Origin of the sequence: Kitasatospora sp. NPDC092948, from assembly GCF_044754805.1 — a bacterium.
GTDB lineage: Bacteria > Actinomycetota > Actinomycetes > Streptomycetales > Streptomycetaceae > Kitasatospora.
This window is the reverse complement of record NZ_JBIVPU010000010.1, coordinates 19,928-34,384: the sequence shown is the minus strand read 5'-3', so window position 1 is coordinate 34,384 and position 14,457 is coordinate 19,928. Positions and strand designations below refer to the sequence as shown.

General features: G+C 72.8%; 13 protein-coding genes. 6 read left to right on the top strand and 7 right to left on the bottom strand.

Features of this window, described 5'->3' with window-relative positions:
• Nucleotides 1-411: 411 nt before the first annotated feature.
• The 3 genes from mptB to ACIQF6_RS25700 are packed head-to-tail and all read left to right on the top strand — an operon-like array spanning nt 412 to nt 4,317.
• Nucleotides 412-1,815, top strand: a complete 1,404-nt coding sequence (gene mptB / locus ACIQF6_RS25710; RefSeq protein WP_400898946.1) for a polyprenol phosphomannose-dependent alpha 1,6 mannosyltransferase MptB — start codon at nt 412-414, stop codon at nt 1,813-1,815.
• The gene (locus tag ACIQF6_RS25705) at nt 1,809-3,149 is read left to right on the top strand and encodes a glycosyltransferase 87 family protein (protein WP_400898944.1); all 1,341 of its coding nucleotides are present in this window, start codon (nt 1,809-1,811) and stop codon (nt 3,147-3,149) included. Before mptB ends, ACIQF6_RS25705 begins: the two co-directional genes overlap by 7 nt.
• A gap of 40 nt (nt 3,150-3,189) precedes the next feature.
• The gene (locus ACIQF6_RS25700) at nt 3,190-4,317 is read left to right on the top strand and encodes a DUF4037 domain-containing protein (protein WP_400898941.1); all 1,128 of its coding nucleotides are present in this window, start codon (nt 3,190-3,192) and stop codon (nt 4,315-4,317) included.
• A 125-nt stretch (nt 4,318-4,442) separates the two neighbouring features.
• Here the strand turns inward: ACIQF6_RS25700 and ACIQF6_RS25695 are convergent, their stop codons facing one another.
• The 5 genes from ACIQF6_RS25695 to ACIQF6_RS25675 form a co-directional block, all read right to left on the bottom strand.
• The gene (locus ACIQF6_RS25695) at nt 4,443-5,345 is read right to left on the bottom strand and encodes a class I SAM-dependent methyltransferase (protein WP_400898939.1); all 903 of its coding nucleotides are present in this window, start codon (nt 5,343-5,345) and stop codon (nt 4,443-4,445) included.
• Between the two features lie 107 nt (nt 5,346-5,452).
• Nucleotides 5,453-6,556 (bottom strand): glycerate kinase, encoded by a 1,104-nt coding sequence (locus ACIQF6_RS25690; RefSeq protein ID WP_400898937.1) that lies wholly within the window; start codon nt 6,554-6,556, stop codon nt 5,453-5,455.
• 318 nt (nt 6,557-6,874) lie between these two features.
• A complete protein-coding gene (locus ACIQF6_RS25685; RefSeq protein ID WP_400898934.1) occupies nt 6,875-7,735 on the bottom strand; it encodes a sugar phosphate isomerase/epimerase family protein in 861 nt (286 codons plus the stop codon).
• The gene (locus ACIQF6_RS25680; protein WP_400898932.1) at nt 7,732-8,880 is read right to left on the bottom strand and encodes a dihydrodipicolinate synthase family protein; all 1,149 of its coding nucleotides are present in this window, start codon (nt 8,878-8,880) and stop codon (nt 7,732-7,734) included. The genes ACIQF6_RS25685 and ACIQF6_RS25680 overlap by 4 nt, the downstream gene beginning before the upstream one ends.
• 101 nt (nt 8,881-8,981) lie before the next feature.
• Nucleotides 8,982-10,133: a Gfo/Idh/MocA family protein gene (locus tag ACIQF6_RS25675; protein WP_400898930.1), complete on the bottom strand. Its 1,152-nt coding sequence runs from the start codon at nt 10,131-10,133 to the stop codon at nt 8,982-8,984.
• A gap of 491 nt (nt 10,134-10,624) precedes the next feature.
• Here ACIQF6_RS25675 and ACIQF6_RS25670 point away from each other — a divergent pair, with 491 nt between their 5' ends.
• Nucleotides 10,625-11,671: a LacI family DNA-binding transcriptional regulator gene (locus tag ACIQF6_RS25670; protein ID WP_400898928.1), complete on the top strand. Its 1,047-nt coding sequence runs from the start codon at nt 10,625-10,627 to the stop codon at nt 11,669-11,671.
• Nucleotides 11,672-12,108: 437 nt separating this feature from the next.
• Complete coding sequence (locus tag ACIQF6_RS25665) at nt 12,109-12,753, top strand: GNAT family N-acetyltransferase (RefSeq protein ID WP_400898926.1); 645 nt, start codon at nt 12,109-12,111, stop codon at nt 12,751-12,753.
• Nucleotides 12,754-12,929: 176 nt separating this feature from the next.
• On the opposite strand, the gene ACIQF6_RS25660 is transcribed toward ACIQF6_RS25665, so the two are convergent.
• On the bottom strand, nt 12,930-13,193 hold the full coding sequence (locus ACIQF6_RS25660) for a hypothetical protein (RefSeq protein WP_400898924.1): 264 nt from the start codon (nt 13,191-13,193) through the stop codon (nt 12,930-12,932).
• A gap of 91 nt (nt 13,194-13,284) precedes the next feature.
• Nucleotides 13,285-13,785 carry a MarR family winged helix-turn-helix transcriptional regulator gene (locus ACIQF6_RS25655; RefSeq protein WP_400898922.1) on the bottom strand — a complete coding sequence of 167 codons (501 nt, stop codon included), beginning with the start codon at nt 13,783-13,785 and terminating at the stop codon, nt 13,285-13,287.
• Between the two features lie 323 nt (nt 13,786-14,108).
• Between ACIQF6_RS25655 and ACIQF6_RS25650 the strand changes: the two genes are divergently transcribed.
• Nucleotides 14,109-14,333: a hypothetical protein gene (locus tag ACIQF6_RS25650; RefSeq protein WP_400898920.1), complete on the top strand. Its 225-nt coding sequence runs from the start codon at nt 14,109-14,111 to the stop codon at nt 14,331-14,333.
• The last annotated feature ends 124 nt before the right edge of the window (nt 14,334-14,457 follow it).

Here is a 14,457-nt window from a genome sequence, read left to right as displayed (position 1 = left end):
AGCACGGGACGACACGCGACGACACGGCGCCCGCCGCCGGTCCGCCGGTCGGGCGGAGCCGGTCGCGAGCGGCATGGGTATGTCTCCCCGACTCGCCTGGCCCTCAGGTGGACACCCGAGGGAGACCAGATGTGCACCTGCTGAATGACCGGTTCGCCAAGCGGAGTAGGGCAGTTCGTGATCCCCCGGACGCCGCTTGCCGCCCGGATCTGTCCCCGCCCGAGTCCGTCCCCGCCCGAACGCCGATTGCCGCCCGGGTCCGTCCGTCCGGGTCCGGCCCGCCAGGGTTCGGCCTTGGCCGGGTTCGGCCCCGCCCCGATCCGGTCCCGCCCCGATCCGGACGCCCGGTGGTCACCGGCCGGACGCGGACCTGTCGCCCGGCCGCCACGCCACTCTGCCAGCGTTCCCGACATGCCGAACACGGGCGCGAACGCCTACCCGAGCCGGTACCGGTGGCTCGGACTCCTGGGGTCGCTCGCCCTCGCCGCCGGCGCCCTCACCGCAGGCGCTCGGTCCGCCGCCGACACCGGCCCCACCCTGCGCGCCTCCGGTGGCGCCGGCACCGTCCTGGTCTTCGCCGGCCTCGCCGCCCTCACCGCCGCCTGGCTGCTCCTCGGACGCCCCGCAGACGGCCAACCACCCCCCGGAACCCGCTGGTTGACCGCCACCCTGGCCTGGTGGGCCGCCCCGCTGCTGCTCGTGCCGCCGCTGTTCAGTCGCGACGTCTACAGCTACCTCGCCCAAGGGGCCATGCTCGCCCACGGGTTGGACGTCTACACGCACGGCCCCGCCGACCTCGGCGGCCCAACTGCCCTACAGATACCGCAAGTCTGGCAGCACACCCCCGCCCCCTACGGGCCCGCGTTCCTGCTGCTGGCCCGCGCCGCCGCCCCGCTCGCCGAACACCCCTGGGCCGGAACGCTGGCCCTGCGCCTGGCCGCCGTACTGGCGGTCGCCGCGCTCACCGCCCTGCTGCCCGCCCTCGCCCGCACCCTCGGCGTCGACCCCGCCGCCGCGCTGCGCCTGGGCGCGCTCAACCCGCTGGTGCTGCTGCACCTGATCGCCGGTGCGCACAACGACGCCCTGGCGTTCGCCCTGCTGTTCGGCGGACTGCTCGCCGCCACCCGACGACGGGTCGTGCTCGCCGCCGCGCTGATCGCCCTCGCCGCACTGGTGAAGGCCCCGGCCGGGATCGCCCTGCCCGTGGCGTGCCTGCTCGCCGAGACCGATCGCGCCTGGCGTCCCCAACTGCGAGCAGCGGCAAAGGCAGTGGCCGCCGCCACCGTGACGGTGCTCGCCGTCACCGCCGCCGCCGGAACCGGATACGGCTGGATCGCCGCCCTCACCACCTCGGCCACCAGCACCAGTTGGTCACCCAGCACCAGCCTCGGCCGACTGGCCACCGCCCTCACCGGCGTTGGCCCGGACGGCGCGGTCGCCGCCGCCCGACTGCTCGGGATGGTGCTCGCAGCCGTGACAATCGCCGTACTGGTACGAAGAGTTGCCCGACGGGAGGACGAACCGGTGGCGGCCCTGGCGCTCGCGTTCACCGCCCTGGTCGCGCTCGGACCGGCGTTCCGGCCCTGGTACGGGCTGTGGGCCGTGTTGCCCGCCGCGCTTGCCGCCCGTTCCCCGACCGTCCGCCGGGTCGCCGAACTCGGGTGCGCTGTCCTGGCGTTCACCGTGATGCCGGACGGGTTCAGCCCCGACGGCGCGGAACTGGTGCTCGCCGTCGGCGGGTTCGTGATCGGGGCCGCCGCCGTACTGGCGGCGGAACGCGGGAAGCTCTTCGACGAAAGGCAGTTGGCGTGCTGACCCGAGGCACCACGGGCGGGCGGGCGGCGGTCCTTTCCGTCGCCGTGCTGGTCACGGCCGTTGTCCTGGCGGTCATCCCGGGCCACCGCGGCTGGTTCGACATCGGCGTGTACTACGGCGCCGTGCAGCACTGGCTGGACACCGGCCGGCTCTACGACTACGTCCGCCCCGGCACCGTCTACGGGTTCACCTACCCGCCGTTCGCCGCGGTCTGCATGCTGCCGATGCGCCTGCTCGGCTGGCACCCCGCGATCGCGGTCGGCGTCACGCTGTCCGCCGTCGCCACCGGTCTGCTGCTGTACTGGCTGATCGACCCGATCGCGCGCCGACGCGGCTGGTGCCGCTGGTACGCCTTCGGACTGGCGGCCTGCCTGTGCGCCCTCACCAACCCCGTGCGCGACACCTTCAGCTTCGGACAGGTCAACCTGCTCCTGGTGGCCCTGGTCTTTGCCGATCGCCAACTCGCCGACAGCCGCTGGAAGTTCCTCGCCGGCATCGGCACCGGACTGGCCGCCGCGATCAAACTCACCCCCGCGCTGTTCATCGCCCACCTGCTGCTCACCCGCCAGTGGCGCGCCGCCGCGACCGCCACCGTCACCGCACTGGGCGCCACCGGAGTCGGCTTCCTGATCGGCCCCGAGGTGTCCCGCCAGTTCTGGACCAGCACACTCTGGGACACCGACCGGGTCGGCGGCTTCGCCAACATGTCCAACCAGTCCCTGCAGGGGCTCATCGCCCGCCTGGGCCCCCAACTCCCCGGCCGCGTCCTGTGGGTGGCCGCCTCGGTCGCCGTCCTCGCGATCTGGGCCCACCGTCTTCGCCGCGCCACCCGGGCCCGCGACACCCTTGCCGCCTACAGCCTCACCGGCCTGGCCTGCTGCCTGGTCAGCCCGATCACCTGGGTGCACCACCTGGTGTGGGCACTGCCCGCCCTGGTCGTCCTCGCCGACGCCGCCCTGCGCGAACGCCGTCGCGACCTGCTCACCGTCAGCTGGCTGCTCCAACTGGTGCTCTCCAGCGGCATGGTGTGGCTCTGGCGCCCCGACGGACGGACCCCCGGCACCCTGTTCGGCGGCAGCGCCTACGTCCTGGTGACCTTCGCGCTGCTGGTCGCCATGCCGATCCGCCACCGCCCCGACGACCACCCGGAGCCCACCGCGCCCCTGCCTCCCCGGACCCGCACCGCCGGACCGGGCACCGCCCCTGCCGGACCGGGCGCCGACCCCGTCGGACCGGGCGCAGTCCCCGTCGACAACCCCCGCCCCGGACGGTCCCGCAAACGCCCGGCCGCCGTCGGCCGGACGGAGACACCGCAGGTCGCCGTGCGCGGATAAGCGATGGACCCCAGTTGCCCCCACTGCCACAGTGGGCCGCATGATCACGCCGGATCCACCGTTCGTACCGGGACTCGAACTCGCCGCAGCACTGTACGGGGACGCCGTCCGACCCCTGTTGGAAAGCGCTTACCCGCAGCTCGGCTACGCCGCCGCGCGGATCGGCCCCGGCTCCGACGTACTCGGCTTCGACACCGCCCGCTCCGCCGACCACGACTGGGGGCCGCGGCTGCAACTCTTCCTCACCCCCGAGGACACCGAGCGGCACGGCGCGGCCATCACCGCACTGCTCGCCGACCGCCTGCCCCGGCAGATCCGCGGCTGGTCCACCCACTTCCGGCACACCGGCGACCCGGACAACCCGGTCAGCCACCTCGAACCCGCCGCCGGCAGCACCGTGGACCACCGCGTCACCGTCCACCAGCTGCCCGGCTGGCTCACCACCCACCTCGGCCCCGGAGCCGCCGGCTGGACCGACGCCGACCCCACCACCGCCGACTGGCTCGCCCTCCCGCAACAGCGACTCGCCGAACTCACCGCCGGCACCGTCCTGCGCGACGACCACGGAACCCTCACTGCCGTCCGCCGACGCCTCCACTGGTACCCCGAGCAGCTGTGGCGGTACCTGATGGCCTGCCAGTGGCAGCGCATCGGCCAGGAAGAGGCGTTCGTCGGCCGCTGCGCCGAGACCGACGACGACCTCGGAGCGGCCGTCGTCGCCGCCCGCCTGGCCCGCGACCTGATGCGGCTCACCCTGCTGCAACATCGCGCCTACGCGCCCTACAGCAAGTGGCTAGGCCGAGCGTTCACCCGACTGCCCGCCGACCCCGCCCTCGGCCCCGCACTGCGTGCCGCCCTCGCCGCCACCGACCACGACACCCGCGAACGCCACCTGTGCGACGCCTACGAGTCCGCCGCCCGCACCCACAACGCGCTGGCGCTCACCGAGCCGCTCGACCCGGCCCGCCGTTCGTACCACAGCCGCCCGTACCAGGTCCTGCACGCCGACCGGTTCGCCCGCGCCCTCCGACACACCGTCACCGACCCCGAACTGCGTGACCTCCCGCTGACCGGCGCAGTCGACCAGTGGGCCGACAGCACCGACCTGCTCGACCGCCCGGCGGCCGTCCGGGCAGCCATCGACGCCCTGGCCGACGAGGCGCGCTGATCGGTGGACACGGGAGCCGTGCGAGAGCCGCGACATCCGGTGTCAAAGTCCGTCCGGATCGCCTCTCGGCCCGGTGCCGTCGGCCGCTGGAAGGTCCGGCGGTCCGGCGGTCCGGCGGCGAGGCTTCAGGACGGCCGGGAGGCGCGCAGCGAGTAGACCAGCGGGAGGCGGGGGCCGGGTGGCAGGAAGAAGTGGCCGTACGCGTGCTCGTGCAGGAACTCGAGGCGCAGTCCGGCCGCGGCCAGCGCGCTGACGACGTCGCCGATGCCGTGCCGCCACTGCACCGTCCGGGTCGCCGACATCGACGCGTCCCGGTCGGCGTAGCTGCCCGGCGTGTCCAGCACGGCCGGCGCGCGGTCGAAGTAGTCCTCCACCACGGTGCGGCCGTCCTCCGCGACCAGCTCCGCGACCGGGTGGAACTCCGACAGGTACACGAACCCGCCCGGGCGGACCAGCGCCGCCACCGTGCGCGCCCAACGCGCCAGATCCGGCAGCCAGTTCAGCGCACCCATCCCCGTGTACACCACGTCGAACGTCTCGCCGCCGAGCGCCGCCACCGCCCCGTACACATCCGAGGCGACAAACCGCGCCGAGTCCACGCCGATCCGCCTCGCCAACTGCGCGGCCTCCACGAGCGCCGGCTCGGAGAAGTCCAACCCCGTCACCAGCGCACCGCGCCGCGCCCACGAAAGGGTGTCCAGGGCGATGTGGCACTGCAGGTGCAGCAAGCGCTTTCCGGTGACGTCCCCGACCTCCGCGAGTTCGAAGTCCCGCAACACCTCGGCACCGCCCACGAACGCCGGAACGTCGTAGAACGCCCCACCGACATGGACCGGTACCCGCTCGTCCCAGTTCGCACGATTGGCCGCCTGCCAGTCCGTCCAGTCGGCGGACGGAGCGGATGGAGAGGGCGGAGCAGACGGAGCGGGCGGAGCGGATGGAACGGCCGGGGTCGACGGAACGGCCAGGGCGGGGGAGTCGCTCGGCGTGGCTGGGACGGCCCGGGGGGCGTCGGAGAAGGCGGACATGGCGGCAGAGCCTTCCCGGTTGCCGGTGGCCGGTCAACAAGATTTCCGGTAAGTCGAACCAGCGGACACCCGGTCGGCGGCTCGGATGCCGGAAAGTTGACGGCCGATCAGGTGAGCGGCCCGGCCGTCCATCGCTCGGCGAGGACGGCGCCCGCCCGGTGCAGCCAGCGAGCCGGCTCGGACCGGGCCGCGGACGCGGAGCCGGCCAACGAGGAGAGGGTGAGGACCCCGTCCACTGCCGACTCGCCCGCCACCACGCTCGCCGGGACGTTCGCCGTCTCGGCCAGGCGCACCACCTCGCCGACGGCCTTCCCCTGGAGGCTGGTCGCGTCGTACCGGCCCTCGCCGGTGATCAACAGGTCTGCCGACGTCAACAGCCCCGGCAGCCCGAGGAGTCGAGCCACCGCCGGGGCGCCCGGCTCGACCACCGCGCCCCAACCGGCCAACAGCCCGTAGCCCGTTCCGCCTGCCGCACCCGCGCCCGGATGTGACGGATCGCCGCCCATCAGCTCTGCCAGGCGCGTCAATCGCCCTTCCAGCAGCGGAAGTTCGTTCTCACCGGCACCCTTCTGCGGACCGTACACGGCTGCCGCGCCACGCTCGCCCAGCAGCGGATTGGTCACGTCCGTGAGCAGTACCACCCCGGCGGGCGGGGCGGAACGCATCCTTGACCTGTCGAAGGTGACCGCAACAGCCATTGCTGCATCGAAAGTTGACGGAGCGTAAGGGATTTCCTGGCCTGCATCGTTCAGCAGGCGGGCGCCGAGCGCGGACAGCAGCCCGAAACCGCCGTCGGTGGATGCCGAGCCGCCGAGGCCGATCAGCAGCCGGGTTGCGCCGGCGTCCAGCGCGGCGGAGATGGTCTCGCCGGTGCCCTGCGTGGTCGCGGTCAGCGGGCGCAACTCGCCACCCAGCAGCGGAAGTCCACTGGCCACGGCCAGCTCGACCACCGCCGTGCCGTCCGGCAGCAGCGCGAACTGCCCGCGCACCGGGCGCCCGTCCGGCCCGGTGACGTCCGGGACGTCGACCAGTCGCGCGCCGGGGCTGGCCGAGACGACTGCCGCGAGCGTCCCCTCCCCGCCGTCCGCCATCGGAACGCACCGCACCTCGTCCGCCGGCCGGACCGAACGCCAGCCCGCAGCCAGCGCCTCGGCGGCGTCCGCCGCGTCGATCGTTCCCTTGAACGAGTCCGGCGCCACGACGATCCGCATCCGCCCCACCTCCGCCTCTCTCGATTCGACCGGCCGTCGCCGACCCGCCGCCTCTGACTCGCTACCTCGGACCGGCCAACCTCGGACCGGCCGCCTCTGACTCGCCAGGTCGGACCGGCCGACCTCGGACCGGCCGGTCGCGCCGTGGCCGGTGCCCTTGGCGCGGTACCACTCAACCGGACCGAACCGTACGCCCACCACCACGACACGATCCGACGCAGCGTGGCACCGCGTGGTAGCAACGGCAGGGCGGGTGCGGGTCGACCGGAGAGCGGCCGGCCCGCGTGCCCGTCCGTATGCGTCAGCGACGCACCAGGGTCAGCGACGCACCAGGTGCGTCCGGTGACGTTCCTTCAGTGTGGCCAGGGTCTGCGCGCCCGGCGTGTTCCACACCTGCTCGTTGAACAGCTCGACCTCGATCCAGCCGTCGTAGCCGGCGGCAGCCACCCGGTCGGTCAGCCAACCGAAGTCGATGTGCCCGTCGCCGACATGGCCCCGGCCCAGCAGCGCGTCCGCCGGCAGCGGGAGCGTCCAGTCGCACACCTGGTAGGAGGCGATCCGGCCACCCGCACCCGCGCGGGCGATCTGGCGCTCCAACTCCGGGTCCCACCAGACGTGGTAGCTGTCCACCACGACGCCGACCTGCTCGGCCGGGTGGGCCTCGGCGAGGTCCAGCGCCTGGCCCAGCGTGGAGACCACCGCCCGGTCCGCGCAGAACATCGGGTGCAGCGGCTCGATCGCCAACCGGACCCCGAAGTCACCCGCGTGCGGGGCGAGTTCACCGATCATGTCGGCCACCTGCCGACGCGCCCCGACCAGGTCCCGGCTGCCCGACGGCAGGCCGCCCACTACCAACACCAGTGTGTCGGTGCCGAGTTCGGCCGCCTCCTCGATCGCCGCCAGGTTGTCCGCGAGCGCCGCCCGGCGCGCCTCCTCGTCACCGGCGGTCAGGAACCCGCCCCGGCACAGGCTGCTCACCGCGACACCCGCGTCCCGGCACAGCCGCGCCGCCCGGGCCAGTCCCGCCTCGGCGACCTTGTCGCGCCACAGGCCGATCGCCGGAATCCCGGCGTCCACGCAGCCGCGCACTGCCTCCTCCAGGCTCCAGCCCTTGGTGGTGATCTGGTTCAGCGACAGCCGCTCGCACCCCTCGGCCACCTTCAGCACCGCCGCGCTCATGCCCGCACCCCCGCCAGCGCCAGGAACTCCCGCATCCGACCGGCCGCCAACTCCGGATCGCCCAACACCCCGGCCACGTCCGCCAGTCGGAACAGCTCCACCAGGTGACTCACCGAACGGCCGCTCTGCGCACCCGCCACCATGGTGAAGTGGTCCTGGTGCCCGCACAGCCAGGCCAGGAACACGATGCCGGTCTTGTAGTGGAACGTCGGCGCCGCGAACAAGTGCCGGGCCAGCGGCACCGTCGGCCCGAACAGCTCGTCGTAGCGCGCCACATCACCGGCGTCCAGCGCCTGCAACGCGGCCGCCGCGACCTCCGCGATCGGATCGAACACACCCAGCAGCGCATCGCTGTGCCCGACCTCGTCACCCCGCACCAGCTCCGGGTAGTTGAAGTCGTCACCGGTGTACATCCGCACCCCGGACGGCAGTTCACGCCGCAGCGCGATCTCCCGACCCGCGTCCAGCAGCGACACCTTGATGCCGTCGATCCGCCCCGGGTGGCTGCGAATCAGCTCCAGCACCGTCTGCGCGGCCGCATCCAGATCCGTCGAACCCCAGTAGCCGGCCAGCGCCGGATCGAACATCTCGCCCAACCAGTGCAGAATCACTGGCCGTTCGGCCTGCTCGACCAGCTTCCCGTACACCGACAGGTAGTCCTCCGGACCGCGCGCCGACGCCGCCAGCGCCCGGCTCGCCATCAGGATCGGCTGCGCACCCGCCGCCTCGACCACCGCGAGCTGCTCCTCGTACGCCGCCGACACCTCGGCCAACGAGACGTTCACGGACGTCAGTTGGTCGGTGCCCGCGCCGCACGCCAGCCGGCCGCCGACGGACTTCGCCGCCGCACCCGAACGGGCGATCAGCTCCTGCGTCGCAGCCCAGTCCAGGCCCATTCCGCGCTGCGCGGTGTCCATCGCATCGGCGACACCAAGGCCCAACTCCCAGAGCCGGTGCCGGAACTTGAGCGTCCCCTCCCAGTCCACGGCGGCCGGCGCACCGGGCGCGTTCCCGCCCAGCGGATCGGCCACCACGTGGGCGGCCGCGAACGCCACCCGGGACGCGGCCGGCCCCGACGGGGCGGCGAGCGCCACGGGCTCGCGCAACTGGTACCGGCCGATGCCGGGCAGATCGAGATGAGTCATGGTGTCAGGCCTTGGGATCGGGCGATCACACGGATCGACGAGAGGGGAGGGGCGGAGGGAGGTGCGGGGAGGAAAGAGAGAGGCGGGGCGGGGCGGGACGGTCAGAGGCTGAGCTCCGGCACGTCCAGTCGGCGTCCCTCGCGGGCCGAACGCAGGCCCAGCTCGGCCAGCTGCACGCCCTTGGCGCCCTCCAGCAGGTCCCACTGGTACGGCGCGCCGGTCACGACGTGCTTGAGGAACAGTTCCCACTGCACCTTGAAGCCGTTGTCGAACTCGGCGTTGTCCGGCACCTGCTGCCACTGCTCGCGGAACTGCTCGGTGGCCGGCAGGTCCGGGTTCCACACCGGATTCGGCGTCGAACCACGGTGCTGGATACGGCAGTTGCGCAGACCGGCGACCGCGCTGCCCTCGGTGCCGTCCACCTGGAACTCCACCAGCTCGTCCCGGTCCACCCGGACCGCCCACGACGAGTTGACCTGGGCGACGATCCCGCCCTCCAGCTCGAACACGCCGTACGCCGCGTCGTCCGCCGTCGCCGGGTACGGGCGGCCCTGCTCGTCGACCCGCTGCGGAATGTGCGTGGCAGCGTGCGCGTACACCGAGCGGACCGGGGCGATGATGCCGTCCAGCACGTAACGCCAGTGCGGGAACATGTCCAGGATCATGCCGCCGCCGTCCTCGGCCCGGTAGTTCCAGGACGGACGCTGCGCGTCCTGCCAGTCGCCCTCGAACACCCAGTAGCCGAACTCGCCGCGCACCGACAGGATGCGGCCGAAGAAGCCGCCGTCCACCAGGCGCTTCAGCTTCAGCAGACCCGGCAGGAACAGCTTGTCCTGCACCGCGCCGTTGCAGACCCCGGCGGCCCGCGCCAGGCGCGCCAACTCCAGCGCCGCGTCCAGCGACTCGGCGGTCGGCTTCTCGGTGTAGATGTGCTTCCCGGCCGCGATCGCGGCCTTGATCGCGGACTCCCGGGCCTGGGTGACCTGCGCGTCGAAGTAGATCTCAGCCAGCGGGTGCGCCAACGCCTCGTCCAGCGAGGTGGTCCAGTGCGACAGGCCGTGCCGCTTCGCCAGCTCTTCCAGCTTCGCGGCGCTGCGCCCGACCAGGATCGGCTCCGGCCACAGCACCTGGCCGTCGCCGAGCGGCAGGCCGCCCTGTTCGCGGATGGCCAGGATCGAGCGCACCAGGTGCTGGCGGTAACCCATCCGGCCGGTGACGCCGTTCATGACGATGCCGATGACCCTGCGGGACATGGGGGGTCCTTTCCGTGGACGGAAGTTGTGGTGACGGGGAGGGGCGGCCGACGGAGCTGGAAAGCGCTTACCGGTTGCGCCCGCAGAAGCCAGGGAACGGCCCCTGGGTCACTCCCGGGAGCGACCCGCAGGGGTTGGCCCGGGAGCGACCCAGGGGCGTCCCGGGGGCGATCCCTGGACGTTCCCGGGGTGTTCCGCTGGCGTTCCCGGCACGGTGCGGGAAAGCGCTTTCCAGTTCGGTTGGCCGACCGGCCCGCGATGGTGTTCGAGGGGTGGGTCGAGGTGCTGCAGAGGCCCTGTGCGGCCTGCTGGAAAGCGCTTTCCGCAGCGGCCGCGCAAGACCCTTGGAAAGCGCTTTCCATGCGCCGAGGCTAAGCGGCCCGCCCGCCCCGGTCAAGGCGTTGCGGTCGCCTCGGCCGCCCGGACCCGGCCGAGCGGTACCCTGTCCCTCGATCATTGGCAAGCAGGGCGCGGAAAGCGGGGAGTATCGGGTGGCTGTCACTCTCGGGGATGTGGCGCGGCACGCTGGTGTCTCGCTGGCCACCGCCTCCCGGGCCCTGAACGGCTCGGCGCGGTCGGTGACGGAGGAGCTGTCGGCGAAGGTTCGGGCGAGTGCCGATGCTCTGGGCTACCTCCCGAACGCGCCGGCGCAGGCCCTGGCCCGGTCGTCCGGCGCGACCATCGGCGTGCTGCTGCACGACGTCGCCGACCCGTACTTCGGCGGCATCGCCCGCGGTATCGGCGACGCCGCCGCCCGCGCGGGCCTGCTGTCGCTGGTGACCAGCACCGACGGTGATCCCCGGCGGGAGCTGGAGGCGATCCGGATGCTGCACGCGCACCGGGCCCGGGCGATCATCCTGGCCGGGTCCGCGTACAACGACGTCTCGGTGATCCAGCAGCTGGACGAGGCGTTGACGGCCTATCAGGAGCAGGGCGGCCGAGTCGCCGCGATCACCGACCACGGCCCGCTGTACGACACCGTCCAGGTGGACAACAAGGCGGGAGCCGCGTCGCTCACCCACTCAATGGCCCAACTCGGCCACGACCACTTCGCGGTGATCACCGGCCCCGAGCGGATGCGGGTCGCCGAGGACCGCCTCGACGGTGTCCTGGACGCGCTGAGCGAGAACGGGCTCACGCTGCCCGAAGGGATGCTCCAGCGCACGGAGTTCACCCGTGAGGGCGGTCGGGCGGCGATGGCCCGCATCCTGGACGTCGCCCGGGAGAGTGGAACCCCGCTGCCCACCGCCGTGCTCGCCCTCTCCGACATCTGCGCCGCCGGCGTCCTCGCCGAACTGCGCGACCGCGGCATCTCCGTCCCCGACGAGATCTCGGTGGCCGGCTTCGACGACATCCCGCTGGCGACCGACCTGGCCCCGGCGCTGAGCACCGTCCGCCTGCCGCTCGCCAGGATGGGCGAGTCCGCCGTCCGACTGGCCCTGCGCGAGGGCGGCGGTCGGGAGGGCAGGGCCGACACGGCTTCCGCCCGAGCCGAGGTAGTGCTGCGCGACAGCACGGCCGCACCGCGGACCGACTGACGTCGCGTCGGGACGGGATGGAGCGGCCCGGGACGGGACGGGACGGAGCGGGACGGGACGGGACGGAGCGGGACGGCTCGGCTCGCGGGTGAGCGTTGCCGCGATGCCGTCCCGTCCGGGCTGCGCGGGCCGTTCGGGCCGTTCGGGCAGTGCGTCTCATCCGTTTCATCCGTCCTGTCCAGACGGGGCGGACCGTGCGGCATCGAGTGTCCGGCATGGCTTCGTCTCTCGGTCCAGGTGTGAGCCGGTCAACGAGAAGTACGCCGAGCGCCGGGCCGCAACGTACCTCTACCAGTACTGCACCGGGCAGTTGCCGCCGGGCGAGCCCGAGCTCGAGGCGTGGGAGTGCGAGCTGTACTGACGTTCGGGCCTCGGCGCCGGCCGGGCGGTGGGAAATACGATTGCGCCCGGCGAGCGTGCCCTCGTAGCGTCCGGCTGTGACCCACACCTACCCGCCGCTGAATGTTCGGATCAGGACGCCGCGGCTGACGCTCGCCGGGGCGACGGACGAGCTGCTGGAGCGGCTGGTTCCGCTGGTGCGTGCGGGAGTTGCCAATGAGCCGCCGTGGCCGTTCGACGATCCGATGTCGCTGTACGCGGACAGCCCGGACCGCGAGTGGAAGTGGTTGCGGGCGATCTGGGCGGGGCGGGCGCGGGTGAGCGAGAGCTTCTGGCGGCTGTACTTCGTGGTGTTGCTGGACGGCGAGCCGATCGGGATGCAGGACCTGGTGGGAGCCGACTTCGCCAGGTTCGGGACGGTCTCCTCCTTCTCGTGGCTGGCGCCGGACCGCCGGGGGCAGGGCATCGGACGGGAGATGCGCGCGGCCGTCCTGCACCTGGCGTTCGCCGGGCTGGGCGCCCGTGAGGCCGAGAGTGATGCGTTCGTCGACAACCACGCGTCCAACAAGGTGTCCCGGACACTGGGTTACGAGCCGAACGGCACCACCTGGGACAGCCGCCGCGGCGAGGTCGCACCGATACAGCGCTGGCTGCTGACCCGGGACGCGTGGGAACGGACCCGCCGCGAGGACATCGAGCTGGCGGGTGTCCAGGAGTGCCTCCCCGCGCTGGGCCTCGCCTGACCGTCAGCTCCACCCGGCACGTGCCAGCGTCGGGACCGGGGGCCGAAGTCGTTCGCGTTCGGCCCGCGCGCCGGGCCGCGGAATCGTGCGCACTGTGGGCTCGGGCGCTGTTCCGGTCGCTGCCGAGTGACAGGGGCGGCGCCCACGCAGGTGTGCCGGGCGGCGGACTGCCGCTCTCAGCTGAGCTCGGCCCGGGGGGCGGTGGAGCCGTCCCGGTCCGGTGCCTCCCGGAGGGCGAGCGTTCCGTCCGCTGCCTCGTCGACCCGCACCATGAGGCAGCCGCGATCCTCACCGGGCGACGTGAGCGAGAAGTTGGGCAACGCGAGCGAGAAGTGGGGGTCCGTCCCCATGAGGAAGTCCCAGCCCGCACGTCGATCCGTGCCGAGCGTCGAGGAATGCCGGCCGGACGCGCGCCGCGTGCCGGCCGCGTCGACCGTCACGGTGAGGTCGATGTCGTACTCGTCGATGCAGAGCTAGTCATTGGCCCGCCATTCCATGCGTGCCGGGCCCAAGTACCGGTCCATGCGCACACTATGCACCCTGTCCCGAATGCGGTGCGGACCGTTTGCGGGGTGCGGTGCTCCCGGGGCGGGGGCAGCCGTCGGTCGGGGGTGACAGGAGGTCGGTCGCGGATCGGTGAATCTTGGCGAGGGCGATCAGGAGGTGCTTGCGCTCGGTGGGGGTGAGGGTGGCCATGACCTGGTCCTCGATGGTTTGACGTTCGGTTTCGACGGGGTGTTGGAGGGCGCGGCCGGCGCCGGTGAGCCAGAGGCGCACCAGGCGGTTGTCATGGTTGTCGGGGCGGCGGGTGAGGAGGCCGGCGGTGGCCATCCGGGTGGCCATTTTGACCACGGTGGGGGTGGTGACGTTCAGCGCGGCGGCGACTTCGCCGGGGGTGCGGCCGTCACGTTCCCACAGGGCGGCGAGGAGATGGTTCTGGCCGAGGTGGAGGCCGTGGCGGCGCATCGCGCCGTCGGCGAGCGCCCGGAGCGCCTTCGAGGTCTTGCCGTGCAGGTCCAGGAACTCGGGCATCGCGGCCTCCGGAGGGGAGTGGGGCTGGGGTCGGAACGGGCTTGCGGGGAGGATTGATTGACGGTCAATCAGTTTTTGGTTGACGTTCCCGCCGGATCGTTAGTCGGCTAACGTCCTCAGGGGGGTCGATGATACTGATCATCGGCGCGACCGGGGAACACCCGGCGGGAGCTGGTGCACACGCTCGACATGATGGACGCCGAGCTGCGCCTGTTGGTTCGTTGGTTCGCGCATCGGACCGGGCCGCCGGGCTGCCCGCCCGTGCCGAGCGTTTCGCCGGGGATCTGAGCGAACCGCCCACGTCGGAAGGGGCGTTGGCGGGTGTGGAGAGGCTGTTCCTGCGGATGCCCGGCATCGGGACCGTGCACACCACGAACACCGCGCACGCCATTGCCACCGCCGGGGGTGTGGGAGTGCCCCGTGTGGTGCACCTGTCGGCGGGCGGGCTGGGCGGCCCGATGCTCGCGGTGCGGGGCTGGCACCGCCAACGCGAGGAGAGTGTGCGCGGCTGCGGCATTCGGCGGTGCTGCGGCCCGGCGGCGTCATGACCGGCGCCGTCGAGTGGGTGTCGACGATCCGCGCGGAGAGCTGCCTTCTGGGAGCCGGCCGATATCGCCGCCGTCGCCGCCAAGGTCCGCACCGGGGACGGCCGCGAAGGCGCGCGCGGAATGC

What these genes read in the sequence shown, in the direction of transcription:
- ACIQF6_RS25700 (WP_400898941.1), top strand. Translation starts at nt 3,190, where the DNA reads ATGATCACGCCGGATCCACCGTTCGTACCGGGACTCGAACTCGCCGCA.
- ACIQF6_RS25675 (WP_400898930.1), bottom strand. Translation starts at nt 10,133, where the DNA reads ATGTCCCGCAGGGTCATCGGCATCGTCATGAACGGCGTCACCGGCCGG.
- ACIQF6_RS25680 (WP_400898932.1), bottom strand. Translation starts at nt 8,880, where the DNA reads ATGACTCATCTCGATCTGCCCGGCATCGGCCGGTACCAGTTGCGCGAG.
- ACIQF6_RS25695 (WP_400898939.1), bottom strand. Translation starts at nt 5,345, where the DNA reads ATGTCCGCCTTCTCCGACGCCCCCCGGGCCGTCCCAGCCACGCCGAGC.
- ACIQF6_RS25690 (WP_400898937.1), bottom strand. Translation starts at nt 6,556, where the DNA reads ATGCGGATCGTCGTGGCGCCGGACTCGTTCAAGGGAACGATCGACGCG.
- ACIQF6_RS25655 (WP_400898922.1), bottom strand. Translation starts at nt 13,785, where the DNA reads ATGCCCGAGTTCCTGGACCTGCACGGCAAGACCTCGAAGGCGCTCCGG.
- mptB (WP_400898946.1), top strand. Translation starts at nt 412, where the DNA reads ATGCCGAACACGGGCGCGAACGCCTACCCGAGCCGGTACCGGTGGCTC.
- ACIQF6_RS25685 (WP_400898934.1), bottom strand. Translation starts at nt 7,735, where the DNA reads ATGAGCGCGGCGGTGCTGAAGGTGGCCGAGGGGTGCGAGCGGCTGTCG.